At 62.2% G+C, this 15,528-nt stretch carries 14 protein-coding genes and 2 pseudogenes; 7 read left to right on the forward strand and 9 right to left on the reverse strand.

The features are described 5' to 3' along the window. Window positions 1-159 precede the first annotated feature (159 nt). A pseudogene (locus tag NTD82_RS27875) lies at window positions 160-312 on the reverse strand (glutathione S-transferase); the annotation flags it as partial. Between the two features lie 36 nt (window positions 313-348). Continuing rightward, window positions 349-750: a hypothetical protein gene (locus NTD82_RS27880; protein ID WP_262131048.1), complete on the reverse strand. Its 402-nt coding sequence runs from the start codon at window positions 748-750 to the stop codon at window positions 349-351. A gap of 287 nt (window positions 751-1,037) precedes the next feature. Between NTD82_RS27880 and NTD82_RS27885 the strand changes: the two genes are divergently transcribed. The 4 genes from NTD82_RS27885 to NTD82_RS27900 all read left to right on the forward strand — a co-directional run bounded on the left by NTD82_RS27885 (window position 1,038) and on the right by NTD82_RS27900 (window position 6,598). Beyond that, on the forward strand, window positions 1,038-1,655 hold the full coding sequence (locus NTD82_RS27885) for a TetR/AcrR family transcriptional regulator (protein WP_262131050.1): 618 nt from the start codon (window positions 1,038-1,040) through the stop codon (window positions 1,653-1,655). A gap of 81 nt (window positions 1,656-1,736) precedes the next feature. After that, window positions 1,737-2,855, forward strand: coding sequence for an efflux RND transporter periplasmic adaptor subunit (locus NTD82_RS27890; RefSeq protein WP_262131052.1), 1,119 nt, complete (start codon window positions 1,737-1,739; stop codon window positions 2,853-2,855). Next, entirely contained in the window at window positions 2,852-5,938 is a 3,087-nt protein-coding gene (locus NTD82_RS27895; protein WP_262131054.1) for an efflux RND transporter permease subunit, read from the forward strand. The genes NTD82_RS27890 and NTD82_RS27895 overlap by 4 nt, the downstream gene beginning before the upstream one ends. A gap of 27 nt (window positions 5,939-5,965) precedes the next feature. Further along, window positions 5,966-6,598, forward strand: coding sequence for a TetR/AcrR family transcriptional regulator (locus tag NTD82_RS27900; protein WP_262131055.1), 633 nt, complete (start codon window positions 5,966-5,968; stop codon window positions 6,596-6,598). Window positions 6,599-6,667: 69 nt separating this feature from the next. Here the strand turns inward: NTD82_RS27900 and NTD82_RS27905 are convergent, their stop codons facing one another. Then, window positions 6,668-7,069 carry a hypothetical protein gene (locus NTD82_RS27905; protein WP_143501946.1) on the reverse strand — a complete coding sequence of 134 codons (402 nt, stop codon included), beginning with the start codon at window positions 7,067-7,069 and terminating at the stop codon, window positions 6,668-6,670. A 182-nt stretch (window positions 7,070-7,251) separates the two neighbouring features. On the opposite strand from NTD82_RS27905, the gene NTD82_RS27910 reads away from it, so the two are divergent. Further along, window positions 7,252-8,157 carry a LysR family transcriptional regulator gene (locus NTD82_RS27910; protein ID WP_095155292.1) on the forward strand — a complete coding sequence of 302 codons (906 nt, stop codon included), beginning with the start codon at window positions 7,252-7,254 and terminating at the stop codon, window positions 8,155-8,157. A 1-nt stretch (window position 8,158) separates the two neighbouring features. On the opposite strand, the gene NTD82_RS27915 is transcribed toward NTD82_RS27910, so the two are convergent. Continuing rightward, window positions 8,159-8,467 carry a hypothetical protein gene (locus NTD82_RS27915; RefSeq protein ID WP_095155291.1) on the reverse strand — a complete coding sequence of 103 codons (309 nt, stop codon included), beginning with the start codon at window positions 8,465-8,467 and terminating at the stop codon, window positions 8,159-8,161. 206 nt (window positions 8,468-8,673) lie between these two features. On the opposite strand from NTD82_RS27915, the gene NTD82_RS27920 reads away from it, so the two are divergent. Further along, the gene (locus NTD82_RS27920) at window positions 8,674-9,654 is read left to right on the forward strand and encodes a D-2-hydroxyacid dehydrogenase family protein (protein ID WP_262131056.1); all 981 of its coding nucleotides are present in this window, start codon (window positions 8,674-8,676) and stop codon (window positions 9,652-9,654) included. Here the strand turns inward: NTD82_RS27920 and NTD82_RS27925 are convergent. The 5 genes and pseudogenes from NTD82_RS27925 to NTD82_RS27945 form a co-directional block, all read right to left on the reverse strand. Continuing rightward, window positions 9,642-10,535 carry a LysR family transcriptional regulator gene (locus NTD82_RS27925; RefSeq protein ID WP_262131057.1) on the reverse strand — a complete coding sequence of 298 codons (894 nt, stop codon included), beginning with the start codon at window positions 10,533-10,535 and terminating at the stop codon, window positions 9,642-9,644. The two genes, NTD82_RS27920 and NTD82_RS27925, sit on opposite strands and share 13 nt — an antisense overlap. 79 nt (window positions 10,536-10,614) lie before the next feature. Continuing rightward, window positions 10,615-11,682, reverse strand: a complete 1,068-nt coding sequence (locus NTD82_RS27930) for an alpha/beta hydrolase (RefSeq protein WP_262131058.1) — start codon at window positions 11,680-11,682, stop codon at window positions 10,615-10,617. Then, window positions 11,679-11,846: pseudogene (locus tag NTD82_RS27935) on the reverse strand (carboxymuconolactone decarboxylase); the annotation flags it as partial. The pseudogene NTD82_RS27935 and the gene NTD82_RS27930, both read right to left, overlap by 4 nt. Continuing rightward, window positions 11,822-12,826 (reverse strand): aldo/keto reductase, encoded by a 1,005-nt coding sequence (locus tag NTD82_RS27940; RefSeq protein WP_262131059.1) that lies wholly within the window; start codon window positions 12,824-12,826, stop codon window positions 11,822-11,824. The gene NTD82_RS27940 and the pseudogene NTD82_RS27935, both read right to left, overlap by 25 nt. 200 nt (window positions 12,827-13,026) lie before the next feature. Continuing rightward, entirely contained in the window at window positions 13,027-14,220 is a 1,194-nt protein-coding gene (locus tag NTD82_RS27945) for a GAF domain-containing sensor histidine kinase (protein ID WP_262131060.1), read from the reverse strand. 197 nt (window positions 14,221-14,417) lie between these two features. On the opposite strand from NTD82_RS27945, the gene NTD82_RS27950 reads away from it, so the two are divergent. Then, a complete protein-coding gene (locus NTD82_RS27950) occupies window positions 14,418-15,512 on the forward strand; it encodes an NAD(P)-dependent alcohol dehydrogenase (RefSeq protein ID WP_262131061.1) in 1,095 nt (364 codons plus the stop codon). The last annotated feature ends 16 nt before the right edge of the window (window positions 15,513-15,528 follow it).

Here is a 15,528-nt window from a genome sequence, read left to right on the forward strand (position 1 = left end):
AGCAATGGGCGCTCACTCTGTGGTGGGCGCTGAGTCCAAGGATCACTCAGTTAAATCAATTGGGGCCGCTTTGCGGCTCTTCGCGAGCAAGCTCGCTCCTACAGGCGCGCCGCTTTTGTAGGAGCGAGCTCGCTCGCGAAGGGAACTGACTGGCATTACCTAAGGCGTTCCGTTTCGTCCATACAGGCGGAACCCGGCGCGTTCGCTCAGCCGCTCGTAATAGTCGCTCACCGCCGGCAAGTGCGGATGATCGAAGGGCGTTTCAAGCCAGCGATTGACCGAGAGTCCGATGGCAATGTCCGCCAGGGAAAAGTGGCGGGATTGAGGCGGTCAAGGACGGTGTGTGGTTCATGTACCCGTTGAACGAATAACTCTGTTTGCGGCCGTCCGATTCCAGGCCAAAGGTGCCAGCAACAACACCGCGACAAGGAAGCCGACCTGGGACATATAGAAAGGCTCCAGCCACTGGTGATGCGAGGCTACGTAGAACGAGTTGTGAATGACATCGACCACGATGATCGCTGCGGTTAGTGCAATGCCAGTGTTTGGTCTGATGAACAGCAGCGCCACTGCTATCGGATCGAGAAGTGTGAGCCCGCCCCAGAACAGGCGGCTTGGCAAACCGGTGGTTGCTCCGTAGCCGTAGTCCCAGAGCCAGCCGTGTTCGATGACGGCATGCAGGTGGTTGGCTGTTGCTACGAGAAGGCAGAGGGCGAACAGTGATCTGATGGCGAGGGAGCGTTTTGGCATGGGGTTGTCTGTGGGGCAGGTGGGTTGGGGATGGTATCGGAGAGCGTGGAGGCGGCGGGGGTATTTGGGATTGATTTTGTTGGTGGGCTGATTGTTCGGCTTGGGGTGTTAAAACAGTGCTCGGATTTCTATTCTTGGGTCGAGAGCGGTCGTTCGCGGTTGACCGCTATCGGCCAGAAGCTGCCCCTGGCGAAGGGCAGCTAGCAGCCATTCGCGAGCATTGTCGTGACTTGAAATGATTTTGGTCACACGTTGTCCCTAATGCCGACTGGCAGTAAGCTGCCAACATGAATAAATCACCGACCCCCGCTACTCCCGCTCGCGGCCCTGCCGATCATGAAGTGCGTGACCAGATCGTGGCCGCCGCTACCGAGCATTTCAGCCTGTACGGCTACGAGAAAACCACCGTCTCGGACTTGGCCAAGGCCATTGGTTTTTCCAAGGCCTATATCTATAAATTCTTTGAGTCCAAGCAGGCTATCGGCGAAATGATCTGCGCCAACTGCCTGAGCCAAATCGAGGCTGAGGTCAGGGCGGCTGTTGCTGCGGTCGATCAACCGCCAGAGCAGCTGCGTCGTCTGTTCAAGGCCATTGTTATCGCCAGCCTTCGCTTGTTCTCCGATGATCGCAAGCTTTACGAAATTGCCTCTTCAGCAGCCACCGAGCGCTGGCAGGCGACGCTGGCGTATGAAGAGCGTATCCGTGAGTTGATCAAAACCATCCTGCAAGCCGGGCGACAAAACGGTGACTTCGAGCGCAAAACGCCGCTGGATGAAACCGTGATGGCGATCTACCTGGTTATGCGCCCGTTCCTCAATCCGCTGCTCTTGCAGCACGGCTTCGACTATATCGATGACGCGCCGACGCACCTCAGCGGGTTGGTGTTGCGCAGCCTTTCGCCTTAACAAAATCACTTTTGTGACCATTGACTAAATTGGTCACTAGACTCAAAGTGTGAGCCCTGATCCTTTTGTGATGGGCTTCTTATGCTCCTGCGCCGCTTCGTTTTACCTGCCGTTATCTGCGTAACTCCCTTTGCGCTGGTTGCCTGCGGCGAACCCACGCCAGCCGATCCCCGCACCGCTGCGCCGCTGGTACGGGTTGTCACCGTTCAGCCGGGGCTGGTGGTGGGGCGTGCGTTTACAGGAACGGTGGCGGCGCGCGTCGAAAGTGACTTGGGGTTTCGCGTAGCGGGCAAGGTGCTTGAGCGCTTGGTGGACACCGGTCAAACCGTCAAGCGCGGGCAACCCCTGATGCGCCTCGATCCTGTCGATCTAAAACTGGCCGCCAATGCACAACGCCAAGCGGTGGCGGCGGTGCGAGCGCGGGCGCTGCAAACGGCAGACGATGAAGCGCGCTATCGCCGGCTGCGGGGAACCGGGGCGGTATCTGCATCGACCTACGACCAGTACAAGGCCGACGCCGACTCAGCCAAGGCCCAGCTCAGCGCCGCTCAGGCGCAAGCGGAAGTCGCGATAAATGCCACCACTTATGCCGAGTTGCTGGCGGATGCCGATGGCGTGGTGATGGACACGCTAGTGGAGCCGGGTCAGGTGGTTAACGCCGGGCAAGTCGTGGTGCGAGTGGCGCATGCCGGGCCGCGTGAAGCGGTTATCCAACTGCCAGAAACCCTGCGGCCGGCACTCGGGTCTGCGGCCCAGGCCACGCTGTTTGGTACACAGGGCGCTGGCGCGGCCACTCAGTTGCGGCAGCTCTCGGATGTGGCCGACCGGCAAACCCGCACGTTCGAAGCGCGCTATGTGCTGGAAGGGGAGCTGGCGAAGGCGCCTCTGGGCAGCACCATCACCTTGCGGATCGCGGATCCGCTTTCGCGGGTGCCAGAGGGCAGTCAGTACGTCCCCATAGGTGCCCTGTACGACGCGGGCAACGGGCCGGGGGTCTGGGTGGTAAGCGGCGAACCCGCCCGTGTGCGGTGGCAAGCGGTGGTGGTGCAGCACCTGGATGAAAGCGGTGCGCGCGTGAGTGGCCCGCTGAAAGCGGGCGAGGTTGTCGTCGCGCTGGGTGCGCACCTGCTGCGTGAGGGCCAGGAGGTTCGTGTCCCCGCTCAACGTGATGTTGCAGCCGTTGCGGGAGCTCGCCCATGAGCGACGGCCGTTTCAACCTGTCGGCGCTGGCGGTTCGCGAACATTCGGTCACGCTGTTTATGGTCTTGCTGATTTCGCTGGCCGGGCTAATTGCCTTCTTCAAATTGGGGCGTGCCGAAGACCCGGCGTTCACCGTCAAGGTGATGACCATTGTCACCGCCTGGCCTGGTGCAACCCCTCAAGAAATGCAGGACCAGGTCGCGGAGAAAATCGAGAAGCGCCTACAAGAGTTGCGCTGGTACGACCGCAGCGAAACCTACACGCGGCCTGGTCTGGCCTTCACGACGTTATCGCTGCTCGACACCACGCCGCCTTCGCAAGTGCTGGAGGAGTTTTACCAGGCGCGCAAAAAAGTGGCCGATGAAGCGAAGGAACTGCCGGCCGGTGTGATCGGGCCGATGGTCAACGACGAGTATTCGGATGTCACCTTTGCCTTGTTCGCGCTCAAAGCCAAAGGTGAGCCGCAGCGCGCACTGGTGCGCGATGCAGAGACCTTACGACAACGCCTGCTGCATGTGCCCGGGGTAAAAAAGGTCAACATCGTAGGCGAACAACCCGAGCGCATTTATGTGGAGTTTTCCCATGAACGCCTGGCTACCCTGGGCATCGGCCCGCAAGAGGTGTTCGCTGCGCTCAACGGGCAAAACGCGCTGACGCCGGCAGGCTCGGTGGAGACCAGAGGCTCACAGGTGTTTCTTCGCCTGGATGGCGCGTTCGACCAGTTAGAAAAGATCCGAGAAACCCCCATCGTGGCGCAGGGGCGCACGCTAAAACTGTCGGATGTCGCCACGGTCAGCCGTGGCTATGAAGACCCGGCGACTTTCTTGATCCGCAACGGTGGCGAACCGGCGCTGTTGCTGGGCATCGTTATGCGCGATGGCTGGAACGGGCTGGACCTGGGGAGGGCCTTGGACGGCGAGGTCGGTGCAATCAATGCCGAATTGCCCCTGGGCATGAGCCTGACCAAAGTGACCGATCAGGCGGTCAACATCAGTTCGGCGGTAGACGAGTTCATGGTCAAGTTCTTCGTCGCGCTGCTGGTGGTCATGCTGGTGAGTTTTCTCAGCATGGGTTGGCGAGTCGGCGTGGTGGTTGCAGCCGCGGTGCCGCTGACCTTGGCGATTGTGTTTGTGGTGATGGCCGCGAGCGGGAAAAACTTCGACCGTATCACCTTGGGTTCGCTGATCCTGGCACTGGGCCTGTTGGTGGATGACGCGATTATCGCCATCGAGATGATGGTGGTGAAAATGGAAGAGGGCTACAGCCGTATCGCCGCGTCGGCCTACGCCTGGAGCCATACGGCCGCGCCGATGCTGTCGGGTACGCTGGTCACGGCGGTCGGTTTTATGCCCAATGGTTTTGCCCGCTCCACGGCCGGCGAATACACCAGCAATATGTTCTGGATTGTTGGCATTGCCCTGATCGCTTCCTGGTTGGTTGCCGTAGTGTTTACGCCGTATTTCGGCGTCAAGTTGCTGCCCGACATCAAGCAAGTGCAAGGTGGCCACGACACGCTTTACGACACCCCGCGCTACAACCGTTTCCGCCAGTTACTGACGCGTGTCATTGCGCACAAATGGCTGGTGGCCGGCGCCGTGATTGGCCTGTTTGTAGCGGCCATCGTGGGGATGGGGGTGGTGAAGAAACAGTTCTTCCCCATCTCGGATCGCCCTGAGGTATTGGTGGAAGTGCAGATGCCGTATGGAACCTCGATTGCACAAACCAGTGCCGCGGCAGAACAGGTGGAAGCGTGGCTGGCAAAACAGGACGAGGCCAGGATTGTTACCACTTACATTGGCCAAGGGGCCCCGCGTTTTTACATGGCAATGAGCCCGGAGTTGCCGGACCCCTCGTTCGCCAAGATAGTGGTTCGCACCCGCAACGAGACTGAGAGAGAGACACTCAAGCACCGGCTCCGTCAGGCCATATCCGAGGGGTTGGCGGGTGAGGCGCGTGTGCGGGTGACCCAATTGGTGTTCGGCCCATACTCGCCCTTTCCGGTGGCCTATCGCGTGAGCGGCCCAGACCCGGACACCCTGCGCCGCATTGCTGGCCAGGTGCAGCAAGTGCTGGATACCAGCCCACTGATGCGCACGGTCAACACCGACTGGGGCTCGCGTACGCCAACACTGCATTTCACCTTGCAGCAGGATCGGTTGCAGGCTGTGGGCTTGAGCTCCAGTGCCGTCGCACAACAACTGCAGTTCCTCTTGAGTGGCGTCCCCATCACGGCCGTGCGCGAGGACATTCGTACGGTGCAGGTCATGGCCCGCGCCGCCGGAGCTATCCGCTTTGATCCTGCCAGGATTATGGATTTCACCCTGGCGGGCGCCAACGGCGAGCGTATTCCGCTGTCGCAGGTGGGTGAGGTAGAAGTGCGCATGGAGGAGCCGGTGTTACGCAGGCGCGACCGTGTGCCAACCATCACCGTTCGCGGTGACATCGCCGAAGGTCTGCAGCCGCCGGATGTATCCGGGGCCATCACTCAGCAACTGCAACCCCTCGTAAAACAGCTACCGAGTGGCTATCGCATTCAGGAGGCGGGCGCCATTGAGGAGTCCGGCAAAGCGATGGTGGCGATGCTGCCGCTGTTTCCGATCATGCTCGCGCTCACCCTGGTGATCCTGATTCTGCAGGTGCGCTCAATCTCGTCGATGGTCATGGTTTTTCTCACCAGCCCACTCGGCTTGATTGGTGTGGTGCCCACGTTGCTGTTGTTCCAGCAGCCGTTTGGCATTAACGCACTGGTCGGGCTGATCGCGTTGTCGGGCATCTTGATGCGCAACACGCTGATCTTGATCGGACAAATCCACCATAACCAGCAGGCAGGTTTGGCGCCGTTCCAGGCGGTGGTCGAAGCCACTGTTCAGCGAGCGCGCCCGGTGATCCTGACTGCGCTCGCGGCGGTCCTGGCGTTTATTCCGCTGACTCATTCGGTGTTCTGGGGAACGCTCGCGTACACCCTGATTGGCGGCACCCTCGCAGGCACCGTGTTGACGCTGGTGTTTCTGCCAGCCATGTACGCCATCTGGTTCAGGATCAAACCCGATAGCCCCCGAGCCTTGAGCGCACAGCCCGCTTGAATGCCCAGCCCATCGAGAGAAACCGCAATGTTGAGTGTGATTGCAGTAACCGGAGTTCGCAAAGGCATGGTAAAGGGCAATTCGGGCGACGCACCGCCACCCCAAGCCTCTCGGCGTCACAGCCGGGAAAAAGAGATAAAAAGCGACATGCTGCGGGCCGCAAGCGATCTGTTCGTCGCGCTCGGCCACGATCTCACCAACATGCAGTTAATCGCCGATTCCGCCGGTGTTACAAAAGCGACGCTCTATGCGCATTTCGGCAGCAAGAGCGCGCTATTTCGGGCGGTGGTCGACTATTGGATGGAGGCGCTTCCCGAGCCCGCGTTACCGGCCCTGGCGCAAGGTGGCTTGCGCAGCAGCCTTGAGAAAGTAGCGGGTGCGTTGCTGAAGCATGTTGAGCACCCAGCATCGATCGCACTTACGCAAATCATGATGCGGTCGAACTGGATACCCCCGAAACGCTGGCGGCAGCGTTATCGCCAGTACCAGGTGTACGTCGAAAAAGCACTCTGGCAATGCGCTCGCTGTGAGGACCCGGTGAGAGTGGCAAGACAGTTTCTGGTACTGGCGGTGGGAAGTGTGGACCCCGGTACCGCGGCTCATATCGACGAGACGCGTATCACGGCGGCGGTAGCGCTGATGTGCCTGGCGTATGAGTGAGCTGTTTTCAACGCAGCATCACCGAGTATCAAGGTTTTTCATACAGAGCCTAGGCACAGCCAGGTCGTATCAATCCTTTTCACCCGCCACATAAGACCGAGCCAACTCCAACGCCTCCACCTCCGTTGCAGCAACCACCTGCAGCACACCAAAAGCCTTGCTAAGCCCAGCCAATTGCGCCTGGGCGTCTTCTCGCTTCTGCGCATCCGGCTCAACGCTGACCAGCACCCTGCACAGCGCCGCCAATTCATTGCGGTTTTGCTTGAGCCACAGCCCCCTGACCTTGCGGTCCTCATGGCTTTCCTGGTGTGAGCCTTCCGGGTAGATCACGGCGAATGGCGCGCCGGCGGCAAGCAGTTTGCCCATGTCCTCCAGCCATTGGGCTGCATAGCCGGGCACGGCTGCTTGCGCAAGGAAGCGAATGACGGGATAGGTGTCGGTGGCATGCACTGACAAGGTGAGGTCGGACACGATCAACTCCAGAACGGAAGGGGGCGGCATGGGTGAGGAGTCATCCTCATCTTGCGCCAATGAGCCGTAAATGCTTTCTCGTGCACTTCATCCGTGCGCACGCCGCACTGGTATTTGCATGCCGTTTGGTGCATTGGTATTGGCCTGACATTCCGTTTAACGCAACTGAGATGAGGCCCGCGATGGAGCACCCTGACCTGAACCTGCTGCTCGCGCTGGACATCCTGCTGGAGGAAGGCAGCGTGGTCGGCGCGGCCCGGCGCATGAACCTGAGCCCGCCGGCGATGAGCCGCACCCTCGGTCGTATCCGCGAGACCCTGGGCGATCCGGTGTTCGTGCAGGCGGGGCGCAAGCTGGTGCCGACGCCGCGGGCGCTGGCGTTGCGCGAGCAGGTGCGCGCGGCGGTCGAACAGGCGACGCAGGTGTTCAAGCCCACCGCCGATGTCGACCTGAAAACGCTGGAGCGGCGTTTCAATGTGCGTGCCAATGATGTCTTCGTCGGCCTTCATTCGGGCCGGCTGCTGGAGGCGATAGCGGCCGAGATGCCGCGCGCCATGCTGCGCTTCTCACCCGAGGAAGATGACGTGGACGACGAGGCACTGCGCAGTGGCCGCATCGATCTGTTTATCAGTGGGTCGCGCAAGCTCGGCCCGGAAATCCGCGTGCAGTCGTTGTTCACCACGACCTTCGTCGGCATCGCCCGCGAGAACCATCCGATTTTCGATGACGACATCACGGCTGAACGGCTCACGCGCTGGGATCATATCGGCGTCTCCCGGCGCGGCAAGACGGTTGGCCCGATCGATACTGCGCTGGAGGCTCAAGGGTTGCGGCGGCATGTGGCGCTGGTGGTGTCCACGCCGTTTACCGCCTTTTTCGCCTTGCAGGATTCCGACTTGCTGCTGCCATTGTCCGACCATCTGGCCCGCAGCGCGCTGGCGGCTGGCTTGCGTATCCGCCTGTTTGACCTGCCGATGCCGCTGGAAACCGTGCTGTTCACCCAGGCGTGGCACCCGCGCTTTCAGAACGACCCCGCGCACCAGTGGCTGCGGCGCAAGATTCGCGCGCTGTGCGAGGCCAGCGCTTGACTCAATCGGTGCTCTGCACGCACTCACCGTCCTCGACCAGCTCGAAATACTCGCCATTGCCGGTGCGCTCGGTCACACGCCCGGCGAACACTCGTCCGTCCGGCAGGGTCAGGCGAGCGCGGCTGGGGCCCTTGAGCACATCGAGGTACAGCGCTTTGGGCAACAGCACGGCGAGCGGGCGATCCTTGGTGCGGCGGCTCAGCACCAGATCGGCACCCAGGCGCTGGGCTTCCCGGCCAAGGCCGCCGGGCTCGCCGTAGGTCAGCGTGAGGTCAACCGGCCCGCGATACAGCACATCCGCGAAGCTCATGAGCGTTTCTCCGCCAGCACAGGCCCCGGCGTCAGACGCAGTTTCAGCAGCCGTTGGGTCATGTCGCGATCTCCTTTACTTCACCGTCGACGGTGTTGGCTAAATCAGTACCAAGGATTGTGCCATTGAGTCTAGCCATCACCTCTCGTTAACTTCCTGCATTCAGCTATCGTCTAACCCCACACAACCGGCAGGCTCCCATCACCATGCGCATTGTCATCCCCGACGACTACCAGAACGTGATCCGCACGCTCGACTGCTACAGCCTGCTGGCCGGGCATGAGGTCACGGTCTTTCATGAGCGACAACCGGCCTCGCTGGACGAACTGGCCGCACGCTTCGCCGAGGCGGACGCGCTGGTGCTCACCCGCGAGCGCACCCGTATCGATGCCGCGTTGCTGGACCGGCTGCCGAAACTGCGCTTGATTAGCCAGACCGGCAAGGTTGCCGGTCATCTCGACCTGGACGCCTGCACCGCGCGTGGCATCGTCGTGACCGAAGGGCGCGGCTCGCCGGTGGCGCCGGCGGAGCTGGCGTGGGCGCTGATCCTCAATGCGCGGCGTCAGCTTGTGCCGGCCATCGACGCGTTCAGGCAAGGCCAATGGCAGGTCAATCTGGGCCAGGCGGTGGCGGGGCAGGTTCTCGGCATCTGGGGTTACGGCAAGATCGGCCAGCGGCTGGCGCGCTATGCCCAGGCGTTCGACCTGCCGGTGCTGGTGTGGGGCAGTGAGAGCAGCCGCGCCGCTGCCGAAGCCGATGGACATCGTGCTGCGGCGTCGCGCGAGGCGTTCTTCGCCGAGTCGGACATCATCAGCCTCAACCTGCGCCTGTCCGAGCGTACGCGCCATATTGTGACCCTCGACGACCTGTCGAAGATGAAGGCCGACGCCTTGCTGGTGAACATCAGCCGCGCCGAACTGATCGCCCCCGGCGCCTTGCTGCAGGCGCTCGATGCCGGGCGGCCGGGCTTTGCCGCCGTGGATGTGTATGAGGAAGAACCGGTGCTCGACCCGAGCCATCCACTGCTGCGCCACCCGCGTGCGCTGTGCACGCCGCACCTGGGTTACGTGGAGAAAAATGGTTACGCGCTGTACTTCGGTGACGCCTTCGACAATGTGCGGGCGTTCTTCGAGGGTCAGCCGAAGAACGTCGCGAACCCGCAGGCCCTGGCGATTCAGCGGCTGTAACGCAGTGCATCCACCACCACCCGGAACGCCGAGGAATGCTCGCGGCGGTTCGGGTAATAGAGGTGGTAGCCGGCGAACGGCTGGCACCAGTCCTCGAGCACCCGTATCAGCGATCCATCGGCCACTTCCTTCGTCACCATGTCCTCCGGCAGGAAACCCAGCCCGCACCCGGCTATCGCGCCGCGCAGGATCGGCAGGCTGCTGTTGAACGTCCATTGGCCTTCGACGCGGACTTTCAGCTCGCGGCCGTCTTGCTCGAAGTCCCATTGCAACAGGCTGCCGTGAGTGGGCAGGCGCAGATTGATGCAGTTGTGGCCGGCAAGATCGCCCGGCACCAACGGTACCGGGCGGTTTTCGAAGTACTTCGGCGAGCCCACCACCGCCATGCGCAGCGACGGGCCGATCGGCACGGCAATCATGTCCCTGGCGACCTGTTCGCCCAGCCGGACCCCGGCGTCATAGCGCTGCGCGACGATGTCGGTGAGGGCATAGTCGACGGTGATTTCGACATGGATGTCCGGGTAGTCGGGAAGCACCTTGAGCAGCGCGGGCCAGAGGATGTTGTTCGCCGCATGTTCGGACGCTGAAATGCGCACGGTGCCGGCCGGGGTGTCGCGGTACTCGCTGACGACCGCCAGTTCCTGATCGATCTCCGCGAACAACGGCGCCATGGACAGGTACAGGCGCTGGCCGGCTTCGGTGGTCGAGACGCTGCGGGTGGTGCGGGTCAGCAGCCGCACCCCGAGCCGCGCTTCGAGGGCGCGAAGGGTGTGGCTCAGGGCCGACTGCGAAACCCCGAGCTGCGCCGCCGCGCGGGTGAAGCTGCCCTCGCGGGTAATCACCACGAAGGCTTGCAGGTCGTTGAGGTTGGGACGGTACATGGGTGAAAACCTCTCATGAGACGCCCGAGATTATCCGATGCAGCCCGGTCCCGCATGGCATGGCGAAGCTGAGGTGCGCTCAACGCGGATCAGACAGGGTTTTAGCGTAGAACGCCGTCAACTTGCCCATCGCCGCGTCCACATAGCGCGGCACCCAGTAGGTGTCGATATGGGTCGCGCCGTCGATCATGAACAGTTCCTTGTCCTGGGTGCCGGTCGCTTTGGCGAATGCGTCCCTGGTCATGTACAGGCTGTCCGCCTTGCTGCCGGCAATCATCAGCAAGGGCTGGTCAATCAGTTCGATCTGGTCGGTGGCATCGAAGCGCATCAGGTCGAGCAGGCTGCTGGTGGTGTACTTAAAGGTCGAGTTGGGGTGGGCGTGGGTCTTCCAGTAGTACGCGTAACCCTCGCGGTACAGGTCGAAGGGCAGTTTGGCGATCTGTTCATCCGTCAGGTTGGCATCGCCCGAGTAGAGCACCGCGCCGCCGGCCGCTTCCTGGGCGCGGGCCGCGGAAGCCTGGCGCAGGCGTTGCTGGACGGTATCCAGTTGCGAGTCGTTGTAGCCATTGCGACGAACCCGCCCGGAATTGAACATGCTGACGGTGGCCACCGACTTGAAGCGCTTGTCGGTCTCGGCAGCCGCCAACGAATAGCCCCCGCCGCCACAGATACCCAGCAGCCCCACGCGCTCACCATCGACCCCGGCATAACGGGTGATGAAGTCCGCCATGCCGTGGATATCCTCGATCCGGTTTGCCGGCTTGTCGACACTGCGCGGCTGTCCTGCGCTGCCGCCCTGGTAGGCGGCATCTGCGGTGATGGTGATGTAGCCCTGCTCAGCCAGGCGCTGCGCGTAGAGGCCGGCGACTTGCTCTTTCACCCCGCCATTCGGGTGGGCGACGACGACCGTCGGGTACGCCTTCTTCGGGTCGTAGTCGGCCGGGGTGTAGACGTTGGCGGCGATATCCAGGCCATTCAGTTTGTAGGTAACGGGATGGAGGTTGACCTTGCCTGGCTCATTTTTCGCAAGCGCGCCGTCGTAGGCCAGGGTAAACGGGTTGGCCTTGTAGTCCGCGGCGCTGGCTTCGCCTATGGAGACGCCGACCATTGCGGCCATGAGCGAGGCTTTCAAAAAGGTATTTCTCATGATTTTTCTCCTGATAACGCAAGTGCTTGTGCCAACGCGGTACTCGCTCGCCTGCCTGACTGTTCATCGCCCCGCTCGGCTAACACTTGGCAGACGTGATGCAACTGTTCCGCACTCAGCCCGACCCGAAGGCTCGCGCTCATGTGCGAGCGCAACTGGGGCTCGGCGCGGGCCTTGAGCGCCTCGGATAGCGGTCGCCGAGGATGCGTACCTGCGACAGTGCCGAGTCGATGGCCCGCAGGTCACTTTCAGTGAGCGTGATGTCCGCGCCGCCGAGGTTTTCTTCCAGGCGGTGCAACTTGGTCGTTCCTGGAATGGGCACGATCCAGGGCGCTTGGGCGAGCAGCCAGGCGAGGGCGATCTGTGCGGGAGTCACGGCTTTCTGCGCCGCCAGTTCGCGGACCACGACCACCAGCGCCTGATTGGCCTGCAGGGCTTGCGGGCTGAAGCGCGGCACGATGCTGCGGAAGTCGTCGCTGCCAAATGAGGCGTCCGCTGCGACCGCACCAGTGAGAAAGCCCTTGCCCAGCGGGCTGAATGGTACGAAACCGATACCCAGCTCGGCGAGGGTCGGGAGGATCTCCTGCTCCGGCTCGCGCCACCACAGCGAATACTCGCTCTGCAAGGCGGTGACGGGCTGGACCGCGTGGGCGCGGCGAATGGTTTGCGCGCCCGCTTCCGAGAGGCCGAAGTGTTTGACCTTGCCTTCCCAGATCAGCTCTTTCACCGCGCCCGCGACATCCTCTATGGGAACGTCAGGATCGACCCGGTGCTGGTAGAGCAGGTCGATGACATCGGTCTTCAACCTGCGCAAGGAACCCTCGACCGCTATGCGGATGTGCTCCGGGCGGCTGTTGAGAGTCTGCTGCTTGTTGTCCGAGCCGAAGGTGAAGCCGAACTTGGTGGCGATCACTACCTTGTCACGCACCGGCGCCAGCGCCTGACCCACCACTTGCTCATTCAGGTAAGGGCCGTAGACCTCCGCGGTGTCGAAGAAGGTGACGCCGCGCTCGACCGCTGCCCGGATCAGCGCGATGGCCTGTTGAGTGTCGGTGGCCGGGCCGTAGCCGTGGCTGAGGCCCATGCAGCCCAGTCCCAGGGCCGATACTTCCAGAGCGCTGTTGCCGAGTTGGCGCTTTTGCATGTCCCGTTTCCCTGTTCAAACCGTTGGCAGGCGTGCGCGCGAGCTTTTGGCCTGACGCACATTCGTTGGGAAAACACTAAGCGAGGAGGGGGATGGGGACTAGATGGATAAATCGGCAAGCACTTATGAAGATGATTCATTAGTGGGGTAACGCTCGGCGCCAAACAGGCGGCGGTCGTGGTTGACCGCCCTGTTTCAGGTCAGGTCCATTGCAGCTTCGCGGGGAATCTCGCGATGAAACAGGTGCCCGCTTCGGGCGTGGAGACAACGTTCAGGGTGCCGTTGTGGGCCGTCACAATCTGCGAGGCGATATACAGCCCCAAACCCAGGCCTTCACCGTGTTGCCCTGCCTCCGAGCGGGTAAAGGGTTCAAACAGCAACGGCATCAGTTGCGCGGGGATGGGTGGGCCCTGGTTGGTCACGGAGATGACGATTTCATCGTTCAGCGCGTGGGCCTGGACGGTGACCGGCGTGGTGGTCGAGCCGTGAGTCACGGCATTGCCCAACAGGTTCGAGAGCACCTGGCTGATCCGCACCGGGTCGCAATAGACGCCGCTCGGCAGGTCCAGCGCAGGCAGGAAGGTGACGTTCGGGTGTGAGCTTTGATGCTCAGCCAGGGTCAGGCCAAGCGTGTGGCCGAGGTCATCGACCAGTTGCCGCTTGATCGGAATCCCGCCGCCCATCCGGCCGCGCGCCAGGTCCAGCACGTTTTCGATCAGCACGCCCATGCGGAGGGCGCTGTTGCGGATCGCCGACACCAGTTTGAGTGATCGTTTATCGGTGGTCTTGGTTTCCAGCAGGTCGGCGCTCATCCGGACGGCACTGAGCGGGGTGCGCAAGTCGTGACCGAGCACCGCGACGAACTGCTCGCGCAGCCGGCCTTGTTCATGGGCGCTCGCCAATGCGGCCTGAGTGGTGTGAAGGGTGTCGTGAGTGTCGAGGCTCATCGCGATCAATTGGGCGAAGAGGGTCAGCGTCTGAGCTATTGACGGTTCATCAAGGTGGGCGGGTACCGAGTCGATGGCGCACAGGGTGCCGAAGAAGTCGCCATTGGCCTTGACGATGGGAATCGAGATGTAGCTCTCGAGTCCGTAGGTTTTGGGGGTGTGGTGCAGGGAAAAAACCGGGTGCTGGCTGGCATGGCCAAAGATCACCGGCTTTCGGTGCTGGCGGATTTCGTGGCAGATGGTTGATTCAAGGACCAGTTCGTCACCGGGCTTCAAGCCGAACTCGATGGAATCATCGACGGCGCAGGTCACCCAGTTCTTTTCGGTCACCCGGGCCACGGCGGCGAAGCGCATCCCGGTGTAGTGCTTGACCATGCTCAGGATGACCGGCACCGCTTCGATAGCTTGAACGGCATTGATGTCTTGCGAAAACTCTGGGCTGGTCATGTTCGGGTCGTTCGAGTGAGTGCTTCGAGAGAGTAATCGTTAATCGGCAGGCGGGCCAATAACCGGCGCTCGGAAGTTCAAACGGCTGTTCTGAACGCGATCAATAGCCAACAACATTCCCCCTGATGTTTGCCAGACGGCGCTGGCTGGGCTTTGCTTGATGGCTCAGCACATTTCAGCAGTCAGGAGGATGAGAGATGGCCACGATGAGAGCAGCCGTTTTCGTAGCGCCCGGGCGAATCGAACTGGCGGATAAGCCGATCCCGGACGTTGGCCCCACCGATGCGCTGATTCGCATCACCACGACGACCATCTGCGGCACCGACGTGCATATCCTCAAGGGTGAATACCCGATCGCCCGGGGGCTGACCGTCGGCCATGAGCCGGTGGGGGTGATCGAGAAGCTCGGCAGCGCGGTCAAGGGCTACAAGGAAGGCCAGCGGGTGATCGCCGGGGCGATCTGCCCCAACTTCAATTCCTACGCCGCTCAGGACGGGGTTGCCTCGCAGGACGGCAGTTACCTGCTGGACCGCGGCGCTTGCGAATGCCACGGCTACAAGGCCACGGCCGGCTGGCGCTTCGGCAACCTGATCGACGGCACCCAGGCCGAATACGTGCTGGTGCCGGATGCCGAGGGCAATCTGGCGCCGATTCCCGATGGCCTGACCGATGAACAGGTGTTGATGTGCCCCGACATCATGTCGACCGGCTTCAAGGGTGCGGAGAACGCCAATATCCGCATCGGCGACACCGTGGTCATCTTCGCGCAGGGGCCGATCGGCCTGTGCGCAACCGCCGGGGCGCGGCTGCTGGGCGCGTCGACCATCATCGCGGTCGATGGCAACGACCATCGCCTGGGCATTTCCCGGACCATGGGCGCCGACATCACGCTGAACTTCAACCAGTGCGATGTGGTGGAGGAGGTGATGAAGCTGACCCGTGGGCGCGGCGCCGATTCTTCCATCGAATGCCTGGGGCTGCCGTCGACGTTCGAGCAGGCCATGAAGGTGCTCAAGCCGGGCGGCACGCTTTCCAGCCTGGGCGTGTACTCCAGCGATGTGAAGATTCCGCTCGGGGCCTTTGCCGCCGGCCTGGGCGACCATCGGATCAATACGGCCCTGTGCCCGGGCGGCAAGGAGCGCATGCGCCGGCTGATGAGCGTGATCGCGTCGAACCGGGCGGATTTCGGCTCACTGGTGACCCACCATTACCCGCTGGGCGACATCGTCGCGGCCTATGACCTGTTCGCCCATCAGCGCGACGGTGTGCTCAAGATCGCGATCAAGCCGTAGCAAGGGAGCGGGGCGC

The sequence above is a fragment of the Pseudomonas sp. 5P_5.1_Bac1 genome, assembly GCF_025466015.1.
Taxonomy (GTDB): Bacteria; Pseudomonadota; Gammaproteobacteria; order Pseudomonadales; family Pseudomonadaceae; genus Aquipseudomonas.

Coding starts and splice junctions, on each gene's coding strand:
- NTD82_RS27950 (WP_262131061.1), top strand. CDS start 14,418: ATGGCCACGATGAGAGCAGCCGTTTTCGTAGCGCCCGGGCGAATCGAA.
- NTD82_RS27895 (WP_262131054.1), top strand. CDS start 2,852: ATGAGCGACGGCCGTTTCAACCTGTCGGCGCTGGCGGTTCGCGAACAT.
- NTD82_RS27945 (WP_262131060.1), bottom strand. CDS start 14,220: ATGACCAGCCCAGAGTTTTCGCAAGACATCAATGCCGTTCAAGCTATC.
- NTD82_RS27940 (WP_262131059.1), bottom strand. CDS start 12,826: ATGCAAAAGCGCCAACTCGGCAACAGCGCTCTGGAAGTATCGGCCCTG.
- NTD82_RS27885 (WP_262131050.1), top strand. CDS start 1,038: ATGAATAAATCACCGACCCCCGCTACTCCCGCTCGCGGCCCTGCCGAT.
- NTD82_RS27930 (WP_262131058.1), bottom strand. CDS start 11,682: ATGAGAAATACCTTTTTGAAAGCCTCGCTCATGGCCGCAATGGTCGGC.
- NTD82_RS27890 (WP_262131052.1), top strand. CDS start 1,737: ATGCTCCTGCGCCGCTTCGTTTTACCTGCCGTTATCTGCGTAACTCCC.
- NTD82_RS27900 (WP_262131055.1), top strand. CDS start 5,966: ATGTTGAGTGTGATTGCAGTAACCGGAGTTCGCAAAGGCATGGTAAAG.
- NTD82_RS27880 (WP_262131048.1), bottom strand. CDS start 750: ATGCCAAAACGCTCCCTCGCCATCAGATCACTGTTCGCCCTCTGCCTT.
- NTD82_RS27920 (WP_262131056.1), top strand. CDS start 8,674: ATGCGCATTGTCATCCCCGACGACTACCAGAACGTGATCCGCACGCTC.
- NTD82_RS27915 (WP_095155291.1), bottom strand. CDS start 8,467: ATGAGCTTCGCGGATGTGCTGTATCGCGGGCCGGTTGACCTCACGCTG.
- NTD82_RS27910 (WP_095155292.1), top strand. CDS start 7,252: ATGGAGCACCCTGACCTGAACCTGCTGCTCGCGCTGGACATCCTGCTG.
- NTD82_RS27925 (WP_262131057.1), bottom strand. CDS start 10,535: ATGTACCGTCCCAACCTCAACGACCTGCAAGCCTTCGTGGTGATTACC.